At 65.2% G+C, this 24,440-nt stretch carries 14 protein-coding genes and 1 pseudogene; 12 read left to right on the top strand and 3 right to left on the bottom strand.

Going from position 1 to position 24,440, the window contains the following annotated elements; genetic code table 11:
* Position 1: 1 nt before the first annotated feature.
* From rnr to C7453_RS16295, 4 genes and pseudogenes are all read left to right on the top strand, one after another.
* A pseudogene (gene rnr, locus C7453_RS19835) lies at positions 2-2,283 on the top strand (ribonuclease R).
* Positions 2,283-3,881, top strand: a complete 1,599-nt coding sequence (locus C7453_RS16305; RefSeq protein ID WP_114728939.1) for a S41 family peptidase — start codon at positions 2,283-2,285, stop codon at positions 3,879-3,881. The pseudogene rnr and the gene C7453_RS16305 overlap by 1 nt, the downstream one beginning before the upstream one ends.
* Before the next feature lie 39 nt (positions 3,882-3,920).
* Positions 3,921-4,259, top strand: coding sequence for a DUF1491 family protein (locus C7453_RS16300; RefSeq protein ID WP_114728989.1), 339 nt, complete (start codon positions 3,921-3,923; stop codon positions 4,257-4,259).
* Between the two features lie 209 nt (positions 4,260-4,468).
* Positions 4,469-5,617 carry an OmpA family protein gene (locus C7453_RS16295; RefSeq protein WP_114728937.1) on the top strand — a complete coding sequence of 383 codons (1,149 nt, stop codon included), beginning with the start codon at positions 4,469-4,471 and terminating at the stop codon, positions 5,615-5,617.
* 293 nt (positions 5,618-5,910) lie between these two features.
* Here C7453_RS16295 and cysK read toward each other — a convergent pair whose 3' ends face one another.
* Positions 5,911-6,900: a cysteine synthase A gene (gene cysK / locus C7453_RS16290; protein ID WP_114728935.1), complete on the bottom strand. Its 990-nt coding sequence runs from the start codon at positions 6,898-6,900 to the stop codon at positions 5,911-5,913.
* A gap of 168 nt (positions 6,901-7,068) precedes the next feature.
* On the opposite strand from cysK, the gene C7453_RS16285 reads away from it, so the two are divergent.
* Complete coding sequence (locus tag C7453_RS16285; protein WP_114728933.1) at positions 7,069-7,518, top strand: RrF2 family transcriptional regulator; 450 nt, start codon at positions 7,069-7,071, stop codon at positions 7,516-7,518.
* Positions 7,519-7,571: 53 nt separating this feature from the next.
* On the opposite strand, the gene C7453_RS16280 is transcribed toward C7453_RS16285, so the two are convergent.
* Positions 7,572-8,117, bottom strand: a complete 546-nt coding sequence (locus C7453_RS16280) for a hypothetical protein (protein WP_245949107.1) — start codon at positions 8,115-8,117, stop codon at positions 7,572-7,574.
* A 322-nt stretch (positions 8,118-8,439) separates the two neighbouring features.
* Between C7453_RS16280 and C7453_RS16275 the strand changes: the two genes are divergently transcribed.
* The 6 genes from C7453_RS16275 (at position 8,440) to C7453_RS16250 (ending at position 22,835) form a co-directional block, all read left to right on the top strand.
* Entirely contained in the window at positions 8,440-8,991 is a 552-nt protein-coding gene (locus C7453_RS16275; RefSeq protein WP_114728929.1) for a hypothetical protein, read from the top strand.
* Between the two features lie 85 nt (positions 8,992-9,076).
* Complete coding sequence (parE, locus tag C7453_RS16270; protein ID WP_114728927.1) at positions 9,077-11,107, top strand: DNA topoisomerase IV subunit B; 2,031 nt, start codon at positions 9,077-9,079, stop codon at positions 11,105-11,107.
* A gap of 57 nt (positions 11,108-11,164) precedes the next feature.
* Entirely contained in the window at positions 11,165-12,082 is a 918-nt protein-coding gene (locus tag C7453_RS16265; RefSeq protein ID WP_114728925.1) for an EamA family transporter, read from the top strand.
* A gap of 534 nt (positions 12,083-12,616) precedes the next feature.
* A complete protein-coding gene (locus tag C7453_RS16260) occupies positions 12,617-15,862 on the top strand; it encodes a TonB-dependent receptor domain-containing protein (RefSeq protein WP_211311089.1) in 3,246 nt (1,081 codons plus the stop codon).
* An 846-nt stretch (positions 15,863-16,708) separates the two neighbouring features.
* Positions 16,709-19,846 carry a TonB-dependent receptor plug domain-containing protein gene (locus tag C7453_RS16255; RefSeq protein WP_245949106.1) on the top strand — a complete coding sequence of 1,046 codons (3,138 nt, stop codon included), beginning with the start codon at positions 16,709-16,711 and terminating at the stop codon, positions 19,844-19,846.
* 340 nt (positions 19,847-20,186) lie between these two features.
* Complete coding sequence (locus C7453_RS16250; RefSeq protein ID WP_114728921.1) at positions 20,187-22,835, top strand: M1 family metallopeptidase; 2,649 nt, start codon at positions 20,187-20,189, stop codon at positions 22,833-22,835.
* Positions 22,836-23,093: 258 nt separating this feature from the next.
* On the opposite strand, the gene C7453_RS16245 is transcribed toward C7453_RS16250, so the two are convergent.
* Positions 23,094-23,567, bottom strand: coding sequence for a DUF4232 domain-containing protein (locus C7453_RS16245; protein WP_170143259.1), 474 nt, complete (start codon positions 23,565-23,567; stop codon positions 23,094-23,096).
* Positions 23,568-23,714: 147 nt separating this feature from the next.
* Here C7453_RS16245 and C7453_RS16240 point away from each other — a divergent pair, with 147 nt between their 5' ends.
* A complete protein-coding gene (locus C7453_RS16240; protein WP_245949105.1) occupies positions 23,715-24,440 on the top strand; it encodes a helix-turn-helix transcriptional regulator in 726 nt (241 codons plus the stop codon).

The raw sequence follows: 24,440 nt of genomic DNA, 5'->3' as shown, positions 1-24,440 counted from the left end.
GATGGCGGGGAGGAAGCCTTCCGACCCCCAGCCGTCGTCCGACACGCCGCCCGATACGCTACCCGATCCCTCCGCCCCCTCGCGGGACGGGGGGCTTCCGGATCGCGAAACCCTGCGCCGGTTCGTGACCGAGGCCACCGGCCGCGTCGGCAAGCGCGAGATCGCCCGTGCCTTCGGTCTTGGCCCGGAACACAAGGCGGCCCTGCGCGACATGCTGCGCGAACTGGCGCTGGACGGCGCGCTGGTCCCGGCCGGCGCACGCCGCTTTCGCGCGTCCGCCGCCATGCCCGAAGCCACGGTCGTGCAGGTCACCGGCACCGACCCGGACGGCGACCCGATCGCGCGCCCCGTGATGTGGGAGGGCGACGGACCGGCACCCGTCATCTTCATGCACCCCGAGCAGAAGGGCCGCCCGGCACTCGCACCGGGCGAGCGCGTGGTGGCGCGCCTCAAGCGCGTCGGCCCCGGCCGCTACGAGGGCCGCACCCTGCGCCGGCTGACCGACGCACCGGGCCGGATCGTCGGCCTGTTCCGCGCCACACCGGCCGACCCGGCCGCCCCGCCGCGCCGGGTGCAGGAGGCCGGACGCATCGTACCCGCCGACCGGCGGTCCAAGGCGGAATGGATCGTCCCGGCGGGCGAGACGATGGGCGCCGGGACTGACGAAATCGTGGTGGCCGAACCGCTACCGATGGCGGGGCATGGGCTGAAGCCGGCACGCATCGTCGAACGGCTGGGGCCGATCGGCGACGCCCGCTCGGTCAGCCTGCTGGCGATCCATACCCACGGCATCCCCAACCAGTTCTCCGCCGACGCCCTGGCCGAGGCCGACCGCGCGCGCGCGGCGTCCCGGCGGAAGGCCGCGAGGACCTGCGCGAGGTGCCGCTGATCACGATCGACGGCGCCGACGCCCGCGATTTCGACGATGCCGTGTATGCCGAGCCCTGGTCCGGGCCGGAAGGCCCCGGCTTCCGCCTGATCGTGGCTATCGCCGACGTGGCGCATTACGTGCGCCCCGGCTCGGCACTGGACAGCGAGGCAAGGCGGCGCGGCAACTCGGTCTATTTCCCCGACCGCGTGGTACCGATGCTGCCCGAGGCACTGTCGAACGGCTGGTGCTCGCTCCGCCCCGGCGAGGATCGCGGCTGCCTGTTCGTCGAAATCCATATCGACGCAATAGGCCGGAAACTGCGCCACCGCTTCGGCCGGGGCCTCATGCGCAGCGCCGCCCGCCTGACCTATGACGACGTGCAGGCAATGGCGGACGGCGCGCAGGACAGCCTCCTGCCCGAGGGCATGATGGAAACGCTGTTCGCGGCGTGGCGTGCCCTGTCGACGGCGCGGGCGCAACGTGGCACGCTGGAACTCGACGTGCCGGAACGGGTGGTGCGACTCGACGCGACAGGGCGGATCACCGCCATCGAGCCCCGCATCCGCCACGACAGCCATCGCCTGATCGAGGATTTCATGGTGCTGGCCAACGTCGCCGCCGCCGAGGAACTGGAACGCCGCCGCCGGCCGTGCCTGTACCGCATTCACGCCCCGCCCTCGCCGGAGCGGGCCGAGTCGATGCGCGACAACCTCTCGGCCATGGGCTTCGCCGTGCCGCCGGTCGGCACGCTGCACGCACGCGACCTAGCCGGGGTGCTGGCCCGCGCCGCCGAGGGCGACGCCCCCACGCTGGTCAGCGAGACCATCCTGCGGGCACAGAGCCAGGCCGAATACAGCCCGGAGAATATCGGCCATTTCGGGCTGGCGCTGTCCTCCTACGCCCATTTTACCAGCCCGATCCGCCGCTATGCCGACCTGATGGTGCATCGGGCCCTGATCGGTATGGGCACCCACCCGCCCGATGCGATGCCCGCCGCCGACGCGGCGAAGCTGGAGGACATCGGCACGCAGGTCAGCACCGCCGAACGCCGCGCGATCCTGGCCGAACGCGAGACCACCGAACGGTACGTCGCCGCATGGCTGGCCGACCAGGTTGGTACGGAATTTACCGGCCATGTGTCCGGCGTAACCCGGTTCGGCGTGTTCGTGACATTGACGCAGACGGGGGCGAGCGGTCTGGTGCCGGTATCGACCCTGCCCGACGATGTCTGGACCCATGACGACAAGACCCACACCCTGCGCGGCCGCGACAGCGGACTGGTCCTGCGGCTGGGCCAGCCGGTCACGGTACGGCTGGCCGAGGCCACACCGGTGACGGGCGGCCTGCTCTTTACCCTGACGGACCTACCGCCGGTGCCCGCGCGCCGTGCCCGCAGCCAGCGCCCGCGCTGATGCGCCTCCGCGCCGCCCCGTCGCGATGGATCGGCCGCCGCCGCCTGCGGTTGCCGACCCGCTCGGCCGCGATCATGCTGGTCGTCATCTATCTGATGACGCCGAGGCTCGCGGCCGCCGATCCGGCCAGTCCGGCGCTGGACACCAGCATGACGCAGGCCGTGCTCAATGCGGCGCTGACCTTCCTGCTGCCCCGCACGCTGGAGAGCCATACCTCGCGCGATTTCTGCCTGTGGGGGCTGAACGGGCTGAGCGCGATCGACCCCTCCCTGACCGTGACCGACCGCGACGGCACCGTGCAGCTCGCCTTCGGCCAGGACATCCTGCTGCGCGTGCCCGACCCCGCCGCAACCGACCAGGCCGGCTGGACCGACGTGACGATACGGCTGATGCAGGCGGCCTGGGGCCGGTCCTCCGCCGTGCGCGACGCCGGCGGCGGCGGGTTGCTGCAAGGGTTCTTCGACGAACTGTTCAACCATATGGACCCGTATTCGCGCTACGTCGCGCCCGCACCGGCGACGACCGACCGCGACAGCCGCACCGGCGGCGAAGCCGGCACGGGCCTGACGCTGGGCCATGACGCGCGCTCGATCCTGATCACCGCGGTCAATGCCAACGGGCCGGCATGGCCGGCGGGCCTCGCCGTCGGGCAGCGCCTCTATGCGGTCAATGGCCGCTCCACCCGCGACCAGACGCCCCAGACCGTCACGCAATGGCTGCTGGGCGCCCCCGGCAGCAAGGTGACATTGCTGGTGGGCGACGAGCGCGCACGCCGCACGATCGCGCTGCACCGGGCCTCGGTGCCGCCCGAGACGGTCTTCGCCTATGCCGACGGGCATGTGGTGGTCATCCGCATCACTGCCTTTTCCGCCGATACCGCGCAGGAAATGAGCCAGTATCTGGACCAGGCGAGCGACGACCCGCACCTGAGGGGACTGGTGATGGACCTGCGCGGCAACCGGGGCGGCGTGCTGCAACAGGCGGTTACCGCCAGCGCCCTGGTGCTGGATCGCGGCGTGGCAGCGGTCACGCACGGGCGCGACGCCCAGGCCAACCATGTCTGGGCCGTGCAGGGCGGCGACATGACCGGCGGCGTACCGATCGTGGTGCTGGTTGACGGCCGCACCGCCAGCGCGGCCGAGATCCTGGCTGCCGCTTTGGCAGACCACCGGCGCGCCGTGGTGGTCGGCAGCGCCACGCTGGGCAAGGGGCTGGTGCAGACGATCGGCCAGATGCCCGATGGCGGCGAACTGTTCGTGACCTGGAGCCGCGTCCTGGCGCCACTGGGCTGGCCGCTGCAAGGGCTGGGCGTGATGCCGCAGGTCTGCACCAGCCGGGGCGAGGCCGACCTGGAGCGGCAGTTGCAGAACCTGGCAGCCGGCCAACTGGACATGCGCGAGACCGTGCAGGCCACCCGCGCCGTCCGCTTCCCTGTCGCGGTGTCGCGCATCCTCGACCTGCGCAAGGCCTGCCCCGCCGCGATCGGCACCGATTCCGACCTCGATGCCGCCCGGTCGCTGATCGACAATCCGGCGGAATACCGCGCGGCCCTGTCCGCCATCCCGGAAGAAAGCGCCTATGCTCCCCAGGCCGAATGAAAAAAAATGCCCGGTCTCCGGCAATCGGGCCTTTCGACCATGACGGAAGCCCGGCTGCGAGCGGGCCTGTGGGCCTCCGCCGTGGTCCGCCATGCCAACCAGAGCGGCCATCCGGCGATGGTCCTGCGGCGTGGCGACGCCGACGCCGGCGGCATCCTGGCCGTCCTGCTGGGGCGCGACGGCCGCCTGTCGGTACTGGCCCAGACCAGGGCGCCGGACGGCAGTCCCGCGTGGATTCGCGGCACCGGGCCCGACCCGGTCGACCAGGCTGCCGCCGATGCCTACGTCGCCCGCCAGGTGGGGCGCGACCCCGACCTGTGGGTGCTGGAATTCGACGCTCCCGACCTCACGCCGCCCTTCGAGGCAACCCTGCTCTGACCACCCCTGGCGGAACCCTGGGGGTGTGTCGTGCGCTCCACACCCGTCCCCTCTCGACTGTCCGGCGCCGGTCAGGTCGCCGTGCATGCCACCCAATGGATTGCCATCGGCGCATCTTTCGGCAAAGAAGACAGAAATATAAAGGGCGACGCGCGTTCATTCGACCGGGCCGCACAGTCAGCATACCCGGCTAAGGGAGAAACCAGACCATGACAGTGCGGCACGGATTGCTCGGAGGAACGATTCTGGCGGCGGCGTTCGCTCTCGGTTCCACCCTCTCCGTTGCCCCGGCCTTCGCCCAACCCGTCCAGGGTCTGTATGTGGCCGGCGAGGGCGGCGCCACCTTCAACCAGGACCAGCGGGTGCGCTCGTCGCCCAATTTCCCCGACGGGCGCGACAAATACCATACTGGCGCGGTCGGAATCGGTAGCATCGGCTGGGGCCTGGGCAACGGCTTCCGCGTGGAGGTCGAGGGCAATTACCGCAATAACGGGTTGAAGGCCTTCAACTCCGGCGCGTTGCCCTCCAGCCATGTAGGCGGACGGCAGCAGACCTACGGGGTCATGGCCAACGCGCTGTTCGACATGGATATCGGCAAAAGCTGGCTCTACCCCTATTTCGGCGCGGGCATCGGCTACGCCTGGCAGTCGATGAACGCCTCCGTCATGGGGCCGGGCAACAGCTTCAACCAGCAGATCGGCGGCACGTTCGGCAATTTCGCCTATCAGGGCATCTTCGGCCTCGCCTTCCCCGTGCCATGGGTCGTCGGCCTGTCGGCCACGGCGGAATACCGGTTCTGGACGATGCTCGGCCCGCAATCCCACGGCGCGACATCGGTGGGCACGATCGGCGGCTACAACGCCAGCCGCCCCTACGGCACCGCGACGGGCAATCGCGACACCATGACCGACTTCAACCATTCGCTGATGCTCGGCCTGCGCTACGAGTTCAATCCGGCTCCGCCCCCGCCTCCCCCCTCCGTGGAGCCGGCGGCACCCGCCCCCGCGCAGACCCGCACCTATCTGGTGTTCTTCGACTGGGACAAAGCCGGCCTCTCAGACCGCGCGCGGGCAATCGTGTCCACCGCCGCCCAGGCCTCGACCCACACCCAGACCACGCGGATCGAGGTCAACGGCTACACGGACAATTCAGCCGCCCATCCCGGCCCACGCGGCGTGCACTACAACATGGCGCTGTCCCTCCGCCGCGCCCAGGCCGTGCAGGCCGAGCTGATCCGCGACGGCGTGCCCGGCACCGCCATCGACATCCACGGCTTCGGCGAAGACCACCCGCTGGTTCCCACCGGCCCGAACACCCGCGAACCGCAGAACCGGCGCGTCGAGATCATCCTGAAATAAGGTCCAGGTCGGGCTCCCCCTCCGTTGGCTTTCCCTCGGCCGTTCCGGCCGACGGAACCGTTGCCACCTCCGCCCGAACCCGCAAGGGGCCAGCCGGCTCCTTGACCCCTGTTCGGTTTTGAGTCGCGAGGTTCAGGCCCGGAAACGTGGGCTGGTGAGCGAGAGCGGCCCGCAGGGTCGCGGCCGTCGTGTGTTTCCGAGCACCGAAGCGGAGCGGCCTTGATGGCCGTGAGCATCGGAGCGCAGGAAACGCGCGCCGGATCGCCACCAGCGCGCGTTTACGGGCCTGAACGTCAGGTGAGGCCGGTGAAGAGGGACGTGGAAAGATACCGTTCGGCGAAGGATGGGGCGATGACGACGATCGTCTTGCCCGCATGCTCCGGTTGTTCGGCCAGCTTCAGCGCCGCATGCAGCGCGGCACCCGACGAAATCCCGACCGGCACGCCATCCAGCCGCGCACACCGCCGCGCGGCGGCGATCGCCTCGCGCTCCGAGACCGTCAGCACACCGTCCAGCGCCGGCAGGTCCAGCGTGCGGGGACAGAAGCCCGGGCCGATCCCCTGGATACCGTGCGGCCCTGCCTCGTCCCCGTTCAGGATCGCGCTTTCCACCGGTTCCACGCCATAGACCGCGAGCCCAGGCTTGCGGGGCTTCAGGGCATGGGCGATGCCGCTGGCGGTGCCCCCGGTCCCCACGCCGGCCACCACGATATCGACCGCGCCGGCGGTATCGGTCCAGATTTCCTCGGCGGTGGTCAGGGCGTGGATCGTCGGGTTGTCCGCGTTTTCGAACTGGCGCGGCATCCAGGCATGCGGCGTCTTCTTCACGATGTCCTCGGCCCGGGCGATGGCACCGGCCATCCCCAGCCGCGAAGGGGTCAATTGCAATTCTGCGTCCAGCAGGCGCAGCATCTTGCGCCGCTCCATCGAGGCCCCCTCGGGCATGGTCACGATCAGTCGGTAGCCCCGCGCAACCGCGACGAACGCCAGTGAGATCCCGGTATTGCCCGATGTCGGCTCGACCAGGACGGTGCGGCCCGGCGTGATGTCGCCCCGCTCCTCGGCGGCCAGCACCATGGCCGCCCCGATCCGGTCCTTGACCGACCCCAGCGGGTTGAAAAATTCCAGCTTCATCAGGATCCGGCTGGCCACCTCGTCCTCACGCATCAAGCGCGGCAGAGCGACCAGCGGGGTGCCCCCGACCGTATCCACGATCGAGTCGTACACGCGGCCCCGCGGCCCGGCCAGGCCCAGATGGCCGTCCGCCGTTCCTGAATGATCCATGGGTCGTTCCTTCCCCTCAACGCATTGACGCAGATTTAATCGTAATAGCTGACATAATCCATCATCACACCAAACAGAAGCGTGGATCATCGGCGCCGATCCTGCTAGCTTCACATCCAACGGGCATCCGGCCGTCGGACGCACCATGAATTGCAGGGGAAATCGGGAATGCTGCTTCGGCGTGACAGGGCCATGATCGCGGTGCTCATCATGCTCGACGTCGCCTTCCATGCCGGACGCACCGGCACCGTCAGCGCCGCCGACATCGCCGAGCGCGCCGGCCTGGCCCGACGGGGGATCGAACCGCTACTCCAGACATTGTCGCGTTCCAGCCTGCTGGAAAGCGTACGCGGACCGCGTGGCGGCTACCGGCTTGGCCGCCCGCGCCGCGACATCACTGTCGCCGACATCGTAGAGGTCGCGACGGCTGACGATTCGTCGTCCGATGACGGGCCGATGGGCCAGCTTTTCACCCGCGTCATCGATCCGTGCTGGCAGAAGCTGGACGACACGGTGTCGGGCCAGTGCCGCAAGCTGACGCTCGACGATCTGGTCCACAGGGCCGAATCCAGCGGCATGCGCCGCCCGCTGGCCGAGCCGATCACCTTTTCGATCTGATTTTCCGCGCTACGTGCGGAAACGGGCGGGGGCGCAGACCCCCGCCCACCCCATTAATGCGTGGTCTTGGCGCGACGCTTGGTCGCCGTCCTGCCCGTGCTCTTGGTCGTGCTCTTCGCAGCGGCAGCGGCCGGAGTCGGCGCGGTGATCATGGGGGTCGGCACCACCACACCTGTCGCATCGACCGTCGCCGCCACTTCCAGCGTGTCGCGTGTCTGGCCGGGGCCACGGATCAGCGTCACGCTGAAATGGTCGGGCCCGGCATAGGCTGTGTTGGGCGTGTACATCACAACCGTATGATCGTTGTGATTATACAGGAAGACCTTGCCGTGCTCCGGAGCCGGCGCAACGCCGAACGACGCGTATGCGTGCTCCCCATCCTGAAGCAGCACGACGCAATTGCCGTCATCACTGCGCACCGACATCGTCGTCGCCTTCCTAGCCGGCCCGGACGCCTTGACGGGGCTGACCTGACAGACCGCCGAACGCTTCATGTAGCCGAACGGATCGGGAGGACCTGCCACCTGGAGCGCAGGCTTGTTTTGACATCCGGCCAGCACGGCTGTCGCCGCCACCAGAATTGCAGAAGACAGTCGCACGCGCACTCGTCAACTCCGCTCGCTCAAGAAACCGGCACGCCCCAGACGCGGCCGCGAATCGTCCCGGCAACGCTCTAGAGCAATACCGGGATGCATACAAAGACCCTATCCGATCCCCAGGGATCGGCAATCTACGGATGGCACGGGGCCACGGAACGCGCCATGATACGGCGAACGGCCACGACCCCAAAATTTGATTGCCAACGCTCTGGTCAGGGTTATGCTGCCATTATAGAAGCCTAGCAAGCCCAGTTCACATGCCGGTTCATGTCATCGACGACGACCCGGCGCAGCTTTCCGGTCGGTCGGGAGAAACCCTATCATGACGTTTCCCATTTGGCGTGCCGCAATCGCCGGCCTGGCCCTTGCCGGGCTCGTGAACGGCCAGGCCGCGCTCGCCGCCGGCGCCTGCACATCCTCGCCCGCGCACGAGGCCTTCGACGTACAGGGCCTGAAAAGCGAGCTGATGGTCACGGCCCTGTCGTGCAACATGCAGGACCGCTACAATGCCTTCGTCACACGCTTCCGCCCCAAACTGCTGGACGAGGAAGGGGCGCTGAACGCCTATTTCCGCACCACCTACGGCCGCGGCGCCCAGCGTGAGCATGACGACTACATCACCCAGCTCGCCAACGTGCAGTCCGAGCGCGGGCTGAAGGCCGGCACCGCCTTCTGCAACCAGCGCGCGGCGATGTTCGACGAGGTCGCGGTGCTGGAAAGCGCGCAGGACCTTTCGCGCTATGCCCAGGCCAAGGACATCATCCAGCCGGCGTCATACGAGACCTGTGCCGCGCCCGAACGCGCGCTGCATGCCGAAGTCCGCAGCCGCTCGCGCGCCCGCGCCGCCCACACCACCCGCGCCACCCGGAGCTGACACCCGGCACGTTCGGGGCATGGCGCGTGACCTTGGGTACGCGCCTGCTTGACAGGGAACAGGGCTGCGGAACAAAGAACAGTCCATGAACGACGATCTCTTTTCCGCGCCGCGCCCGAAGCGGGGGCCTCGCCCCCGCCCGACCGATGCCGCCGCGCCGGCTCAGGCCAACGCGGCCGAGGCGTACGATGCCAGCGCCATCGAGGTGCTGGAAGGGCTGGAGCCCGTCCGGCGTCGGCCCGGCATGTATATCGGCGGCACGGACGAGGGCGCGTATCATCATCTCGCCGCCGAGATCCTGGACAATGCGATGGACGAGGCGGTGGCCGGTCACGCCACCACCATCGATGTCTCGCTTGAAGCTGGCGACTGGCTGACCATCCGCGACAACGGGCGCGGCATCCCGGTCGATCCCCACCCCAAATTCAAGGACCGTTCGGCCCTGGAAGTCATCCTGACCACGCTGCATGCGGGCGGGAAATTCTCCGGCAAGGCCTATGCAACCTCGGGCGGCCTGCACGGCGTGGGCTCGTCGGTGGTCAACGCCCTGGCCGCGCGGATGGAGGTCGAGGTCGCACGCGACCGCACCCTCTGGCGCCAGGCCTACGAACGCGGCCATCCGGTCACGACGCTGGAAAAGGTAGGGCCAACCCAGAACCGACGCGGCACCCAGATCCGCTTCACCCCCGACCCACAGATCTTCGGGCGCCTCCATTTCTCGCCCGCCCGCCTGTACAAGCTGTGCCGGTCCAAGGCGTACCTGTATCGCGGCGTGACCATCCGCTGGGCCTGCGACCCGGCGCTGATCCGTGACGACGCCATTCCCGCCGAGGCCGTACTGCATTTCCCCGGCGGCGTGGCCGACAGCCTGCGCGACGAGCTAGGCTCGGCCGCGCTGCTGGCCGAGATGTGGTCCGGCGACGCCGACCTGCCGGTGGGGCCGGACGGCGCCGAGACCGGCCGGATGGAATGGGCGGTGGCGTTCCTGGAATCAGGGTCGTCCACGCTCGCGTCCTACTGCAACACCATCCCCACCCCGCAGGGCGGCACGCACGAAGCCGGGTTCCGCACCGCGCTGCTCAAGGGCTTCCGCGCGTGGGGCGAACAGCGATCGAACCGCCGCGCCTCGGCCATCGCGGCCGACGACATCATGGGCATCATCGCCGCCAAACTGTCGGTCTTCATCCGCGATCCGCAGTTCCAGGGCCAGACCAAGGAAAAACTGACCTCGCCCGAGGCCGGCCGCCTGGTCGAGACCGCGCTGCGCGACCGGTTCGAGCAATGGCTGGCCGGGCACCCCGCACAGGCGGACAACCTGCTGGCCTTCATCATCGAACGCGCCGAAGAACGACTGCGCCGCAAGGACCTCAAGGACACCCCGCGCAAGAGCGCCACAAGACGCCTGCGCCTGCCGGGCAAACTGACCGACTGCACGCGCGAGAACGCGGCCGAGACCGAAATCTTCCTGGTCGAGGGCGATTCCGCCGGCGGTTCGGCCAAGCAGGCCCGCAACCGCGAAACCCAGGCGGTTCTGCCCCTGCGCGGCAAGATCCTGAACGTCGCCAGCGCCTCGACCGAAAAACTGCGCGCCAACCAGGAACTCCGCGACCTGGTCGAGGCCCTGGGCTGCGGCATCGGCGACCGGTTCGACGCCACGCGCCTGCGCTACGGGCGCGTCATCATCATGACCGACGCCGACGTGGACGGTGCGCACATCGCGTCGCTGCTGATGACATTCTTCTACCGCGAACTGCCCGAACTGATCCGCCGGGGGCATGTCTATCTGGCCCAGCCGCCGCTATACCGCCTGACCCAGGGCGGCAGGACGGTCTATGCGATGGACGATGCTGACCGCGAGCGGAAGCTGAAATCGGATTTCAAGCCTAACGCCAAGGTCGAGATCTCGCGCTTCAAGGGCCTGGGCGAAATGCCGCCGGGCGACCTGAAGCAGACGACGATGGACCCGAAGAAGCGCACGCTGCTGCAAGTCGTCACCCGGCCCGAAGACCGCGCGCTGACCAGCGACCGGGTCGAGCAGCTGATGGGCCGAAAGGCCGAGTCGCGCTTCCAGTTCATTCAGGAACATGCTCGCCTGGTCGAAGAACTGGACGTCTGACCCCTTGCCCGTCCCGCTACGCGCTGCCAGCCCCGTTGCCATCCCCCAAAGCCGGCGATGAGCGCAGCCAGGCCGCCGACGGGCGGCGAACATCTATATAATCCGCCTGTTGGCATGCTGCTGGTCGTGGCGGGCATGTTTTCGTTCCAGGTGGGCGGATCGTTCGCCAAGCTGCTGTTTCCCATCTTCGGGCCGTTGGGCACGGTCAGCCTGCGGCTATGGATCGCCGCCATTGTGCTGGGCATCCTGGTGCGCCCCTGGCGCGCAGCACCCGACCGGACGACCCTGAAACTGATTTTCTGGTATGGTGCCTCGATCGGCATCATGAACATGGGGTTCTATCTCTCCCTGGAGCGCATGCCCCTGGGCGTGGCGGTTGCCATCGAATTTGTGGGGCCGCTGGCCCTCTCCCTGTCCGGCGCGCGGCGCGCGCGCGAATTGCTGGTCTGCCCGCTCATCGCCGGCGGGCTGTATCTGCTGCTGCAACCGGGCGCGGCCCTAGCCGGTCATCCGCTGGACCTGCTGGGTGTGGCCTACGGGCTGATGGCTGCCCTGGCCTGGGCCGCCTATATCGCGACCGGCAGCCGGGTCAGTCGACGCATCGACGCCGCACGCGCAACGGCATTGGGGCAGGCAGTGGGCGCGGCGCTGGTCACGCCGCTGATGTTCGCGACGCTGCCCGTCGTCGTCGTTCATCCCCACGCCGCCTTTCTGGCGTGCGGCGTCGCCATCCTGTCCTCCGCCCTGCCCTACACGCTGGAGATGCTGGCCATGAAGCGGCTCCATCCGCGCCAGTTCGGTCTCCTGACCAGCCTGGACCCGGCACTCGCCACCATCACCGGCATGCTGCTGCTGGGCGAACATCTGGCCCTCACGCAATGGGCCGGGATACTGTGCATCGTCCTAAGTTCGATCACCGGCGTCCTGACTCAGTCACCAAGCTCCGAAACAGTGGTGGCACTGCCCGAGGCATGACAGGCGCCGCATGCGCGGCGATTGATCAACTCCGACAGGCAGCGTGGAAGGAATATCATGCTCACGGCATCCCGCACCCAGGGCTGCCGGAGAAGACGGCCAAGTGCATCAAAAAAAATTGTTCGCTAATTCCACCGAACAATTTCATTGAATTTACGAATTTCTAATATTTCTTCCCCGTTGAACACGACCCTTGCGAATATTGAAGGGCTCCCATGTTGCAGATGGGCAACAGAATGCAAGAAATCTGTAACAGGCGCCATGGAGGCAGTCGACAAGCCCGTTACGATCATGTGTAACTTTTATTAACGCGCCGTAACCGGGCAATTACACATGTCAAAGGAGTTCTACGCGACATCACAATCTCCGGAAGTCCGGAACAGGATGAAACGTGGCCGATCACTGGAAATCGTATCGAAATCATTATGATTTTGGGAAATTCTCCGTTCGGACGATGTGGCATGGCCTTTGGCGCCGAATACTTGTCGAGACACTCGCTTACCGATTTTCACGTTAACCCTTCTGGAGAAATTCATGGGCGATCGCCAGATAAAGCAGACGACCGCACGCGCCTTCCGTCGCAAGAACAGCTTTCTGCTCGCCTTCACGGCCATGAGCGGAATGATGTACGCTCATGCCTACGCGCAAACAGCCGAACCCACGACCCACGCGACGCATAAGCACAGCACCAAGGGCAAGAAGACCGCCAGGAAGGCCACGACGCCAGCCCCGACCGTTACGACGGCTCCGGCCACGGTGGTTCCGGCAACGACAGTTCCTGCCACGGCTGCCGTCTCGACACAGGCCACGTCATCGGTGCTGCAGGTGCCTTCGACGGAGCCTGAAGCCGTGACCGTGACCGGCACCCGCCTGTCGCAAAGCCGCCTGACCAACGTCATGGCCGGCTCGACGGTCAGCGCGGAGCAGTTGCGCACGCGCGGCTATACCGACATGGGCATCGCCCTGCTGCGTGAAAATACCGCATTCTCGCTCGGTGACCAGACGCCGATCGGCACGCAGGGGATGGCCGCCGGCCAGTCCTTCTCCTCGCTGCTGGGCCTCGGTTCCCAGCGCACGCTGACGCTGATCGACGGCATGCGGATGGTCGGCGGCGAGACGGCCTCGCTTTACGGCAACGGCTCCGGTTCGCAGGTCGATGTCAGCACGATCCCGACTTCGCTGATCAAGCAGGTCGATACCCGGCTGGGCGGCGCGGGCGCCACCTACGGCGCGGACGCCGTGGCCGGCGTCGTGAACTATCAGCTCGACGATCATTTCACGGGCGTCGATTTCACTGCGCAGGGCAACTGGACCCAGAAGCTGGATGCCCCCGGCGAGAAAATCACCTTCAAATTCGGGCATGAATTCGACCACGGTCGCGGCGGCGCCGTCTTCGACGTGGAATATCGCAATATGGGCGGCATGCTCGCCAGCGACCGCCCCAACATCACCGGCGCCAACGCGACGACCTATCAGTACGCCCCGATCGGCACGAACCCGGGTTATTCCCGCGTCCTGACGCCGCAGGTCCGCAATCTGATCGCGTCGCCGAACGGCGTTCCGGGCCTTGTACCCGACGATGTGCCGATCTATGGCGGCCAGGTCGAAGCCGGCATCGCCAATGCAGCAGGCCAGCCGCTGATGTTCAGCCAGGACGGCAAGTCACTGGTGCCGCTGACCTATAACTGGGCAACGAAGAGCGGCTTCAACTCATCGGGCGGCAACGGCACCGCGCTACAGAATTACAGCCAGCTTTACGCTCCGTCCTCGCAGCTCAACCTGACGACGCTGGGCCATTACGACATCACCGACCATCTGCATGCCACATGGCAGGGCTGGTACGCGCGCGGCGAGGCATCGAGCCTGGTCGGCCAGGGCACCTGGAACACCCCGTATTTTGATTCCAACCCGCTGACGGCAGCAAACTACCAGAACTACACGACCGTCAACGGCGGCTTTGCCATGAGCACCGACAACCCGTTCCTGACGGCCGACGAGCGGACGACGATCAAGAACGCGCTGGCCGCCGCAGGAGAGCCGACCGATACGTTCTACCTGTCGCGCCTGAACCAGGACCTGGATCAGGGCATGTATCGCACCGACTTGCAGATGTTCCGCTTCCAGGGTGGCCTGAGCGGCGATTTCGACGCGGTCGGCCGTCATTTCGAATGGTCGGCCAAGGGCGAATACAGCAAGTATATGAACGACACGTTCCAGCCGTCGATCAATACCCAGAACCTGGCCAACGCGCTGAACGCGACGACCGACGCCGCCGGCAACATCGTCTGTGCCCCCGGTTACGTCAATTCGTCGGCAGCGACCCGCAGCTCGGTCTGCGCGCCGTTCAATCCGTTCGGCACCGGCCAGTCCAGCCAGGCTGCAGTCGACTACATCATTTCCGACGCGCACTACAAGAATACCAATGCGCAGCGCGACCTTCAGGCGGAAATCCACAGCACGGTCGTCCGTCTGCCGGCTGGCCAGGTCCGCTGGGATCTGGGCTACGAACACCGTCGTGAAGGCTACAGCTTCAATCCCGGTTCCTTCTTCAGCGGCGAACAGCAGCCCGACGGCACCTATAAGCAATATGGCAACTCGACCGCGCTGCCGCGTACGTCCGGCTCCTACGGCACGCACGAAGTCTTCGGCGAACTGGACGTCCCGCTCATTTCGCCCAGCATGCAGATGACCGGCGCCTACAGCCTGTCGGCGACCGCCAACGGCCGCTACATCCACAACAGCATGACCGGCAGCTACTGGACCTACATGTTCGGTGGTGCCTGGTGGCCGACGAAGGATTTCGGCCTGTCGGGCAACTATGCGCGCTCGGTCCGCAACCCCTCGGTTACCGAACTGTTCGCACCCAAGAGCACGTCCTATGAATTCGCGGACGATCCCTGCGACGGCGCCTACGTCAATGCCGGCCCCAACCCGGGCGTTCGCAGCGCCAACTGCGCCCGCGCCGGAGTTCCCGCCGACTTCGTCTCCAACATCGTGAGCGGGACGGTTCCTGGCCGGACCGGTGGCAATACCCACCTTCAGAACGAAACATCGAAAAGCTTCACCGGCACGCTGGAATTCCGCCCGAGCTTCATCCCGGGCCTGGACATGACCGGTTCGTTCGTGGACGTGAAGGTCGGCAACGAGATCACCTACCTCGCCGTCGAAGACCTGATGAACGCGTGCTATGACTCGTCCAGCTACCCGAACAATGCCTATTGCAACGCCTTCACCCGTGATCCGGAAACCCATCAGATCACGAACTTCAACGAAGGCTATTACAACATCGCCAACCAGCACATGCAGGCGGTCCAGGCCAATTTCGACTACGCCATGCCGTTGTCGCGCTTCGGCCTGTCCAGGGATGCTGGCACCGTGGAAGTCCGCGGAAACTTCACGCATTATGTGAAGAACAACCAGACCTATCTGGGCAGCACCTATTACAAGACCGGTGACACCTCGAATCCCAGCAACCTGATGACGCTGAACCTGAACTACTATCGTGGCCCGCTGTCCTTCCAGTGGCAGACGGTCTATTATGGCAAGTCAGTCTATGCATTGCAGGTTCCGGCCACGGCCTATGAGGCCAACAACCGGCCGGCGTTCGCCTACTTCAACGCGACGTTCGGGTACAAGATCACCAAGAACATCGACGCCAACTTCATGATCAACAACATCACCGATGCCCTGCCGAAATATCCCGGCACGGTCAGCCTGACGCGCTACTACGAAGCAATTCTCGGTCGCTCCTTCCAATTGAATATTGGGGCGCACTTCTAATCCATCGTAGTGTCCGATCCGCATTCCCAACCGGGCATGCGGGTCGGATCAGACCAGACGGCCGGCCCGGCGTAACCGGCCGGCCGTCATCTGCATCCGGTCCCAACCCGGATGCCGCCAATGCCAGAAAACCGGACCGGCTCCTTCATGACCGTCCGTACCCTCCCATAAAACATGGCGGTCGATTTGCGTTTTCCGTTCAAAGAACGGAAAATACCACGGTAATGGCCAGTTCCAGGCCATGACGCAGAGCTGTTATAACACGACCAGCGCCGTTACGGATGCCGACGGATCGATCATCTGCGCATCGGGCTATGCATCTGCCATCATCGCAACAGCGCACTCCACCCGGAACTTGCAGGCTTCTTTAACAGTGGCGTTCTGACCGGCCCTCGTCCTGACGGAGACGGGCAAAACCACGCCTCACATCCGCCTTCGAATCCCAACGACTCCCTAGTCTCGGCCCTAACCCGCCCATTTCCCGGCGAACTGCCCACATGTCACCATGAACTGGCGATCTGACCGCGCCTGTTGCATGACAGCAACATAATGCAAGAAATCTGTCACATCTGTTACGCAAACGGTCGACAGGACCGTCCCGATCATGTGTAGTTTTTGTCAACGCGCCTGCAACAGGCACATGACACGTGCTCAGGGAGTTCTACGAACGCATCGCCCTTATCGACAATCCATAAAGGGATGAAACGCGGCCGAGCAGAGAGGGAGGCAGGAACCAACCGGTTTCCTGTCTACATCTCTGCCCTGAACTCATGGCATCGCCCTTGGCGCCGAATGCCGACCAAGACATTTGCTTATCAAGCCTCACATCAATATCGGGAGAAATCCATGGGCGATCGCCAGATAAGGCCGACGACCGCACGAACAACCCAGCGCCAAAAGAATGTTCTTCTCTTTGCCTTCACGGCCATGAGCGGAATGATGTATTCTTCCGCCTTCGCCCAGAGTGCGGAGCCGGCAACACAGACTCTTCCCAAGCACCACAGCCGCACGACCAAAGCCGCCAGAGTCGCAAAGCCGGCATCGGCCGCAGCGCCCGTCGTTCCGGTCGCGGCAGTCCCCACGGCTCCGTCGTCCTCACGCAATGCCACGGTCCTCGCGAACGCGGCTTCCGCGACGATCCCCGAGGCAGCGCCAGAGAACGTCATCGTAACGGGCACCCTGTTCCACGATCCCAACGCATCCAGCGCGGCTCCGATCGAAGAGCTGACATCGCGCGATATGCAACGGCGCGGCATCAAGACGGTGACGGATGCCCTGCAGCAATTGTCGTCGAACGGTTCGGGCAATCTGACCAATGCGTTCGGTGCCAACGGTGCGTTTGCTGCCGGCGCTTCCGCGCCGTCGCTGCACGGCCTGACGTCCGATTCAACGCTGATCCTGATGGATGGCCAGCGCCTGTCCTACTATCCGCTCGCCGACGACGGCCAGCGTGATTTCGTCGATACCAACTGGATGCCCCAGTCGATCATGGAACGGATCGACGTAAAGGAAGACGGCGGGTCGGCGACCTACGGCGCAGATGCGGTCGGCGGCGTGATCAACTTCATCACCCGCAAGGAAATCAAGGGTTTCGAAGGAAACGCCGAAGGCGGCCTGAGCCAGCGCGGAAACGCAGGCCATCAGCGCCTGTACGCGACCTACGGGCACGGCGACCTGGCAAATGACGGCTACAATGTTTACGTCAACGCTGAATATCAGCAGGACGACGCCATCTATAACCGTGATGTCGGCTATCCATACAACACCTCCGATCTGACCGGAATCGGGGGGACGAACTGGATCAACAACAACAGTTCCAATCCCAGCGCCAGCTACGGTAGCCCCGTGGCTATGGTCGCCCCCGTGATCAACGGCAAGGTTGCCGGCGCTTATCAGCAGCTCAACCCGTCTGCTTCCTGCGGGAAATATGGTGCTCCTTCGAGCGGAACGCTTGGCGCATCGTCCAACTATTACGGCGGCGGCTCCGCGTTCAGTGGCTGCAGTCAGGATGAGACCAAGGCGTACGGCCAGATCACGCCGTCGATCCAGCGCATCAATACCACGGCTCATTTCACAGCCAACGTCACGCCGCGTTCGCAATTCACGGCGATGTTCACCTATTCGCAGACCCAGACGGATTTCATCAGTCATGATCCCGCCTATCTGCAGGCTCAGACCCAATCCAAGCAGACCAGTTCCTACAACGTACTGATCCCGGCTCTGCTGCCCAATGGTCAGTTGAATCCAAACGATCCCTTTGCCGCCCAGGGCAATGCCGCCAGCATGATCTATCAGTTTGGCGATATCATCCCCAGGCAATCCCAGTACAGCCAGAATTTCCGTGGCTCGATGCGCTATAATGGCACGGCGGCATCGAACTGGGGCTCGGACTGGAACTACGACTTCAACTTCGTCGGCATGAACTCCCTGCTGGCACAGACCTATTCCGGCTATCCGACGATCAACGGGATCAGGGAAGCAGTCGCCAACGGAACTTACAATTTCGTCGATCCGTCGCAGAACACCGATGCCGTCCGCAATGAGATTGCGCCCAAAGAGGTCGTCCACGACCGGACGCAGGAATACTCCTATGAAATGACCGCCAGCAAAGGCCTGTTCCGCCTCCCGGGCGGCATGGTCAATGTGGCGGTCGGCGGTAATATCCGGTGGGAATCCCTGTATGCTCCCAACGGCAACCCTTATAATGCAGCAGACCCCGGCGCTCAGTACTGGCAGATCAACCCCGTGAATGCCCAGGGCAGCCGCTGGGTTGAATCCGGTTTCTGGGAACTCGGACTGCCTTTTCACAAGATGCTGAAGGCCGATCTTGCCGGCCGCTACGATAATTACTCGACCAGCACCGGCGTCGGATATCGTCATTACACGCCCCAGGCTAACGTAGTGTTCAAGCCGGTCGACCAATTCGCCCTGCGCGGCACGTTCTCACGTGGCTTCCGCGTCCCCAGCTTCTCTGAGACGGGCGGCCAGACTGTCGGCTATATCAACAACAGCTTCTTCAACAGTAGCGGCGCCTATCAGTCCTGGGCGGCCAACTGGGCTGCGCAGCACAACAACAGTTCCTATACCCAGCCCTACTATGTCGGCCTGAACTCCATCGGTAACCCGAACCTGAAGCCAGAAATCGCGACGAACTTCAGCGGTGGCGCCGTCATCAAGCCGCTGCCGTGGATCACGTTGAGCGCCGACTACTACTACATCAAGAAGTCCAACTACATCATGGGCAACCCGGAAGGACAGAACGCCGGCGGGATCACCCAGGCTTATATCAACGGCGAAACGCTTCCCGACGGCATTACGGTTACGCCGGATACGGCTGACCCGGCGGCTCCGAATGCAGTGCCCCGGCCTGGATTGATCAACTACAGCTATGTCAATGCGCCTTGGATGCGCACGGACGGTGTCCAGCTTGGCTTCACCGCGTCGCACCGCCTGCCCGGCGTGCTGCATGATATCAACTGGTACAGCAAGGGCGAAATGACCTACGTCCGCCGCTTCTCCATCGCACTGCCCGATGGCGGCGGCGTTGAAGAATTCGCCGGGACGATCGGGCCATACAACACCACTTCGGCGTCCGGCTCTCCGCGCTGGAAGGCCAACTGGGCCAACACGTTCATGTGGCGCAAACTCGCGGTGACACCGACGGTGTATTACACCAGCGGCTACAAGCTCGTCGCGGAAGATGCCAACGGCCCCGGTGCCAACTCCTGCTCAACCGGTGCCCTCACTGGCTGGAATCAGGTTCCGTCCGGACAATGCCACGTCAAGAACTATTGGGATGTTGACCTGACCGTGAATTACCAGATCAGCCCGCGCTGGTCGGTCTACGCGAACGTCTACAACCTTCTGGGCTTCCGCGCGCCGTACGATTTCGGCACCTATGGTTCCTACCTCTACAACTCCTCCTGGTCGCAGAAGGGGATTGTCTATCGCTCGTTCCAGTTCGGCGTGAACGTCAAACTGTGACGCCATGACCTGCTCGGGGATGGCCTGAAGGCCCTCCCCTTTTTACGGGGGCTGACTTTCTCATGAGAAGGTCAGCCCTTTTTTTATTCTCTTCTCAACGCCCTGCCCGCCATGCGTTCCGGACATCGTCCCACGGTATTGTGTCCCGATACAGGATCTCCCTCTCTCCGGAGATCACGGACACAGGCGTGGCCAGGTGCTCCAGCAGTCCTTCTGTCGCGGCCGACACCTGCGGGAACCAGCCTGTCCGTTGCCTGGACGATTTGCGTTGCCAACGGCTCCGATAGACAATCGCGCCCGAGTATTCCATTCCGTCATTCACCCAAACTGGAGTGTCCGCATGATTTCCCGCCCCACCATCGCAGCATTTCTGCTGGCAGGTACCGCCCTGCTGTCAGGGCCGGCGCTGGCCGAATCCCCCTTCGATTTCGCGCACGCTCCCGGGCAATTGCCGAAAGACGTTGTTCCCAGCGCGTATCGGATCAATATCGTCACCGACCTGAAGCGCCTCGCCCTGACCGGACATGAAGACATCGACGTCAACGTCACGTCTTCCACCGCCAGCATCACGCTGAACCAGGCGGGTCTGACGCTGACTTCGGCAACGCTTGACGGCACGCCGGCGAAAATCACGCAGGACGACAAGGCCGAGACCGCGACGCTGACCCTGCCGCAGCCCATGACCACGGGCGCGCACAAGCTGGCGATCGTCTATCGCGGCCCCATCCCCGCCACGCCGAACGGCATCTATTACGACGATTACCGCACCACCAACGGCAAGCAGCACCGCATGCTGGTGACGCAGTTCGAGGTCGCGGATGCGCGCCGCATGTTCCCCGGCTGGGACGAGCCCGCCTTCAAGGCGACGTTCCAGTTGACGGCGACCCTGCCCGTCGACTTCACCGCCATCAGCAACATGCCGATCGAATCGTCCACGCCGGCCGGCGCGCATGCCAAACAGGTCGTCTTCGGCACGACGCCCCGCATGTCCACCTATCTGCTGGCCCTGGTGGCCGGCGACATGAAAGCCGTCAGCGGCAAGGGCGGCAATACGCCGATCAATGTCTACGCCCCCACTGGCGAGCAGGAAAAAGGACGCTACGCCCTGACCGCCGCGTCGCAGATCCTGCCGTATTACAATGAATATTTCGGCGTCGACTATCCGCTGCCCAAGATGGACCTGATCGCCATCCCCGGAAATTACGAGGCCGGTGCGATGGAAAACTGGGGCGCCATCACCTTCATCGACGACGACCTGCTGTTCGACCCCAAGACCAGCGCGCCGACCACCCAGGAAGCCGTCTATATCGTCGTGGCGCATGAAATGGCCCACCAATGGTCGGGCGACCTGGTGACGATGGGCTGGTGGGACAATATCTGGCTCAATGAAGGGTTCGCCACCTGGATGGAGACCAAGGCCACCGACCATTTCAACCCGACCTGGCAGATGTGGCCGCGCCAGCATTCCGAGCGCGAGCAGGCAATGGCGCAGGATGCCCATCCGACCACCCATCCGGTCCAGCAGGTGATCCACGACGTCAGCGAGGCCAATACCGCCTTCGACCGGATCAGCTACCAGAAGGGCGAGCAGGTCATCCGCATGGTCGAGGACTGGCTGGGCCCCGATGTGTTCCGTGACGGCATGCGCGCCTACATGAAGGCCCACGCCTACGGCAACACCACCAGCGCCGACCTGTGGGCCGCCCTGTCGCAGGTCTCGCACCAGGATGTGGCGACGGTCGCGCGCAGCTTCACCGAGCAGCCGGGCATCCCGCTGGTCACCGTGAGCCGTCGCTGCGAAGCCGGCAAGACGACCCTGACACTGACCGAGGGCCGCTTTTCCATCGGCGACGCCCATCCGCTGCCCGCACGCTGGAACATCCCCGTTACCGTCGCGGGTCCCGACATCACCGCGCAGCGCGTGATCCTGACGTCCGAACAGCCGGCGCATCTGACCTTCGCCGGCTGCGACCTGGCGCTGAAGGCCAATCCGGGCGAAAACGGCTATTATCGCGTCGCCTATGACGCCTCGTCGCTGGCGGCTCTCGGCAAGGCCTTCAGCCAGTTGAGCCCCGTGGATCGTGCCAACCTGCTGGGCGACCAGTACGCCCTGTTCCAGGCCGGCCTGGCGCCGCTCTCGACCTGGCTGAATCTGGTTGCCGCCCTGCCGGCCACGCACGAGGACAATATCGCCGTCTGGCAGGACACGATCGGCCGCCTGAGGGATCTGGACGCCATGGAGCGCGGCAGCCCGTCGCGGCCCGCCTTCCACGCCTTCGCCCGCGCCCTGCTGGGGCCGCAACTGGCACGCCTGGGCTGGACACCGCGCGCGGATGAATCCTTCCTCGATACCCTGCTGCGTCCGCAGGTGATCTCGGCTCTGGGCCAGTTCGACGACCCGGCGGTCGTCAGCGGCGCGCAGGAGCGCTTCGCGGCCTACGTGAAGAACCCCGCCAGCCTGCCGCCCAGCCTGGTCGACCCCGTCACCTCGGTCGTCGGCCGGCATGCCGATGCCGCGACCTACGCCATCCTGGCCCGGAAGCTGCACGCGGCCACCAGCACCGAAGACAAGCTGCGCTTCTTCAACGCCATGGCCGGGGCGCATGATCCCGCGCTGATCCGCCAGAGCGTGCAGCTCGCCTATAGCGGCGTCATTCCCAACGGCCGCGTCGCCCACTCGCTCGCCCGCGTGGCCAGCGCCAGCGACAATCCCGATCTTGTCTGGTCGCTGGTGCAGGATCCGCAGACACAGAAGCAGATCCGCGCACGTCTGGCTCCCTGGTCGCAATCCGCCCTGCTGCCGGCCATCGCGTCGTACTCGATCAATCCCGACGTCGCGAAAGCACTGGCTGCCGACACCTCCGCCACGGAATCGACTGGTGCCAGGATCGAGGCCCACAAGGCCACCGATCTGATCGCGGCCAACGCCGCCATCGCGGCCCGCGCCCAGGCGGACCTGACCCCGTGGCTGGCTGCCCTCTCGCACTGATCACGATCGGAAACGCCGGAACACCCACCCGATCGTTTCAGGCCGGCGGAGCCTGAAACGATCGTCTCCGGCAATCCCACCTCGGGGCGCGATCAATCGCGGCCCCACCTGCCGCCGAGGCATTGTTCGTCCGTATAACTTCGCGAACAACGCCCCGGCGCCATTTCTCCATCGCCCTTTCAAATCCCGCAGGGCAACCCAGCCCTGAGCCACCGCGCTTGCGGCAAAGATCCGCGTCCGGCCTACAGGGCCTGTGGCCTATGGCGCTGGAGGTGCTGTATCAGGCCGCAGCGGCGCCTGATCGAAGAACCGCGCGGAACCGGCCGGGGCGCACATATGCCGCCCGAAGGACTGCCGCAACGTGCCCCCAGGCAGGTCAATCACCGCAGTGGCCGGCGAGATGCAGTGGTGACCGTCATAAACGTCACCCGAGACCCAATGCAGCCGCGCCGTCAGTGCCACGCCGGGCATTACCTGAACCGATGACAGGACCGGTCCAGGATGCATCCCAGGCGGCGCACGGCGCACCGCGTCCACTGCGCGACCATCGGCATCCTCGAAATGCAGGCGCGGTAGCGCCCGCACCCGGCACGGCGTGCGACCGATATTCCGCAGCACCAGCAGCGTACCGCTCTGCGACATGCCGTTGAATGCTCCCCCTTCGTCATCGAAGCCGAGCGAGAGCTGCGAAACCGGGCATTGGGACGACCGTACCGACGCGGCTTGAACCACGGAAGCGGACAGAACACCTGCGACGAATAGCCCGGCGCAAGACGAAAGAACCGCAAACCCCACACGTCGCGCGTTCATCATATCCTCAGCATTCCCTATCGTTTGCCGAGCCGACAGCCTAAGAACAGCACGTCATCTGAAGCAAGCGTGCGGCAGGCGGCCCACCATCACAGAGAGAAAACCGTCCTGTCCCGCGCCAGCCGCCTGCTCGACCTGCTTCAGGCCCTGCGCCGCCGCCGTCATCCTGTCACGGCCGGCACGCTCGCAGGCGAACTGGGTGTCTCCGTGCGCACGGTCTATCGGGACATCGCGACATTGACCGCGCAGGGTGCCGCGATCGAAGGGGAGGCCGGCATCGGCTACGTGCTCCGGCCCGGTTACCTGCTGCCTCCCTTGCGCTTCACCGGGGACGAACTGGACGCATTGATTCTGGGCCTGCGCCTTGTACGCCAGCGGGGCGATGATACTCTGGAACATGCGGCGGCCGATGTACTCGCCAAGATTTCCGCTGTCCTGCCCGATACGCACGGGGAAGAAGTCGAAACCAGCGGCATGCTCGCCGGACCGGCCGGCCGGAACGAGATGCCTTGCCTCGCGGTCATCCGGCAGGCAATCCGCGACGAGACGAAATTGCACCTGCGATACACGGACAAGAAGGAGCACACGACCGAACGCCTGATCTGGCCCGTTGCGATCGGTTTCTTCGAAGCCGCCGAGGTGCTGGCCGCATGGTGCGAGAAGCGCGCCGATTTCCGGCATTTCCGTCTTGACCGCATCGTGGCCGTCACCCCAGGCCGCGAGCGTTATCCGAGACGGCGGCGCATCCTGCTCGCCGAATGGCGCGCGCTCACGGGGATCGACACGCCCTACTGA

It is taken from the genome of Gluconacetobacter liquefaciens (genome assembly GCF_003350405.1).
GTDB classification, from domain to species: Bacteria; Pseudomonadota; Alphaproteobacteria; order Acetobacterales; family Acetobacteraceae; genus Gluconacetobacter; species Gluconacetobacter liquefaciens.
Note: the sequence above shows the minus strand (reverse complement) of the source record. Positions and strands in the feature narration are given on the sequence as shown.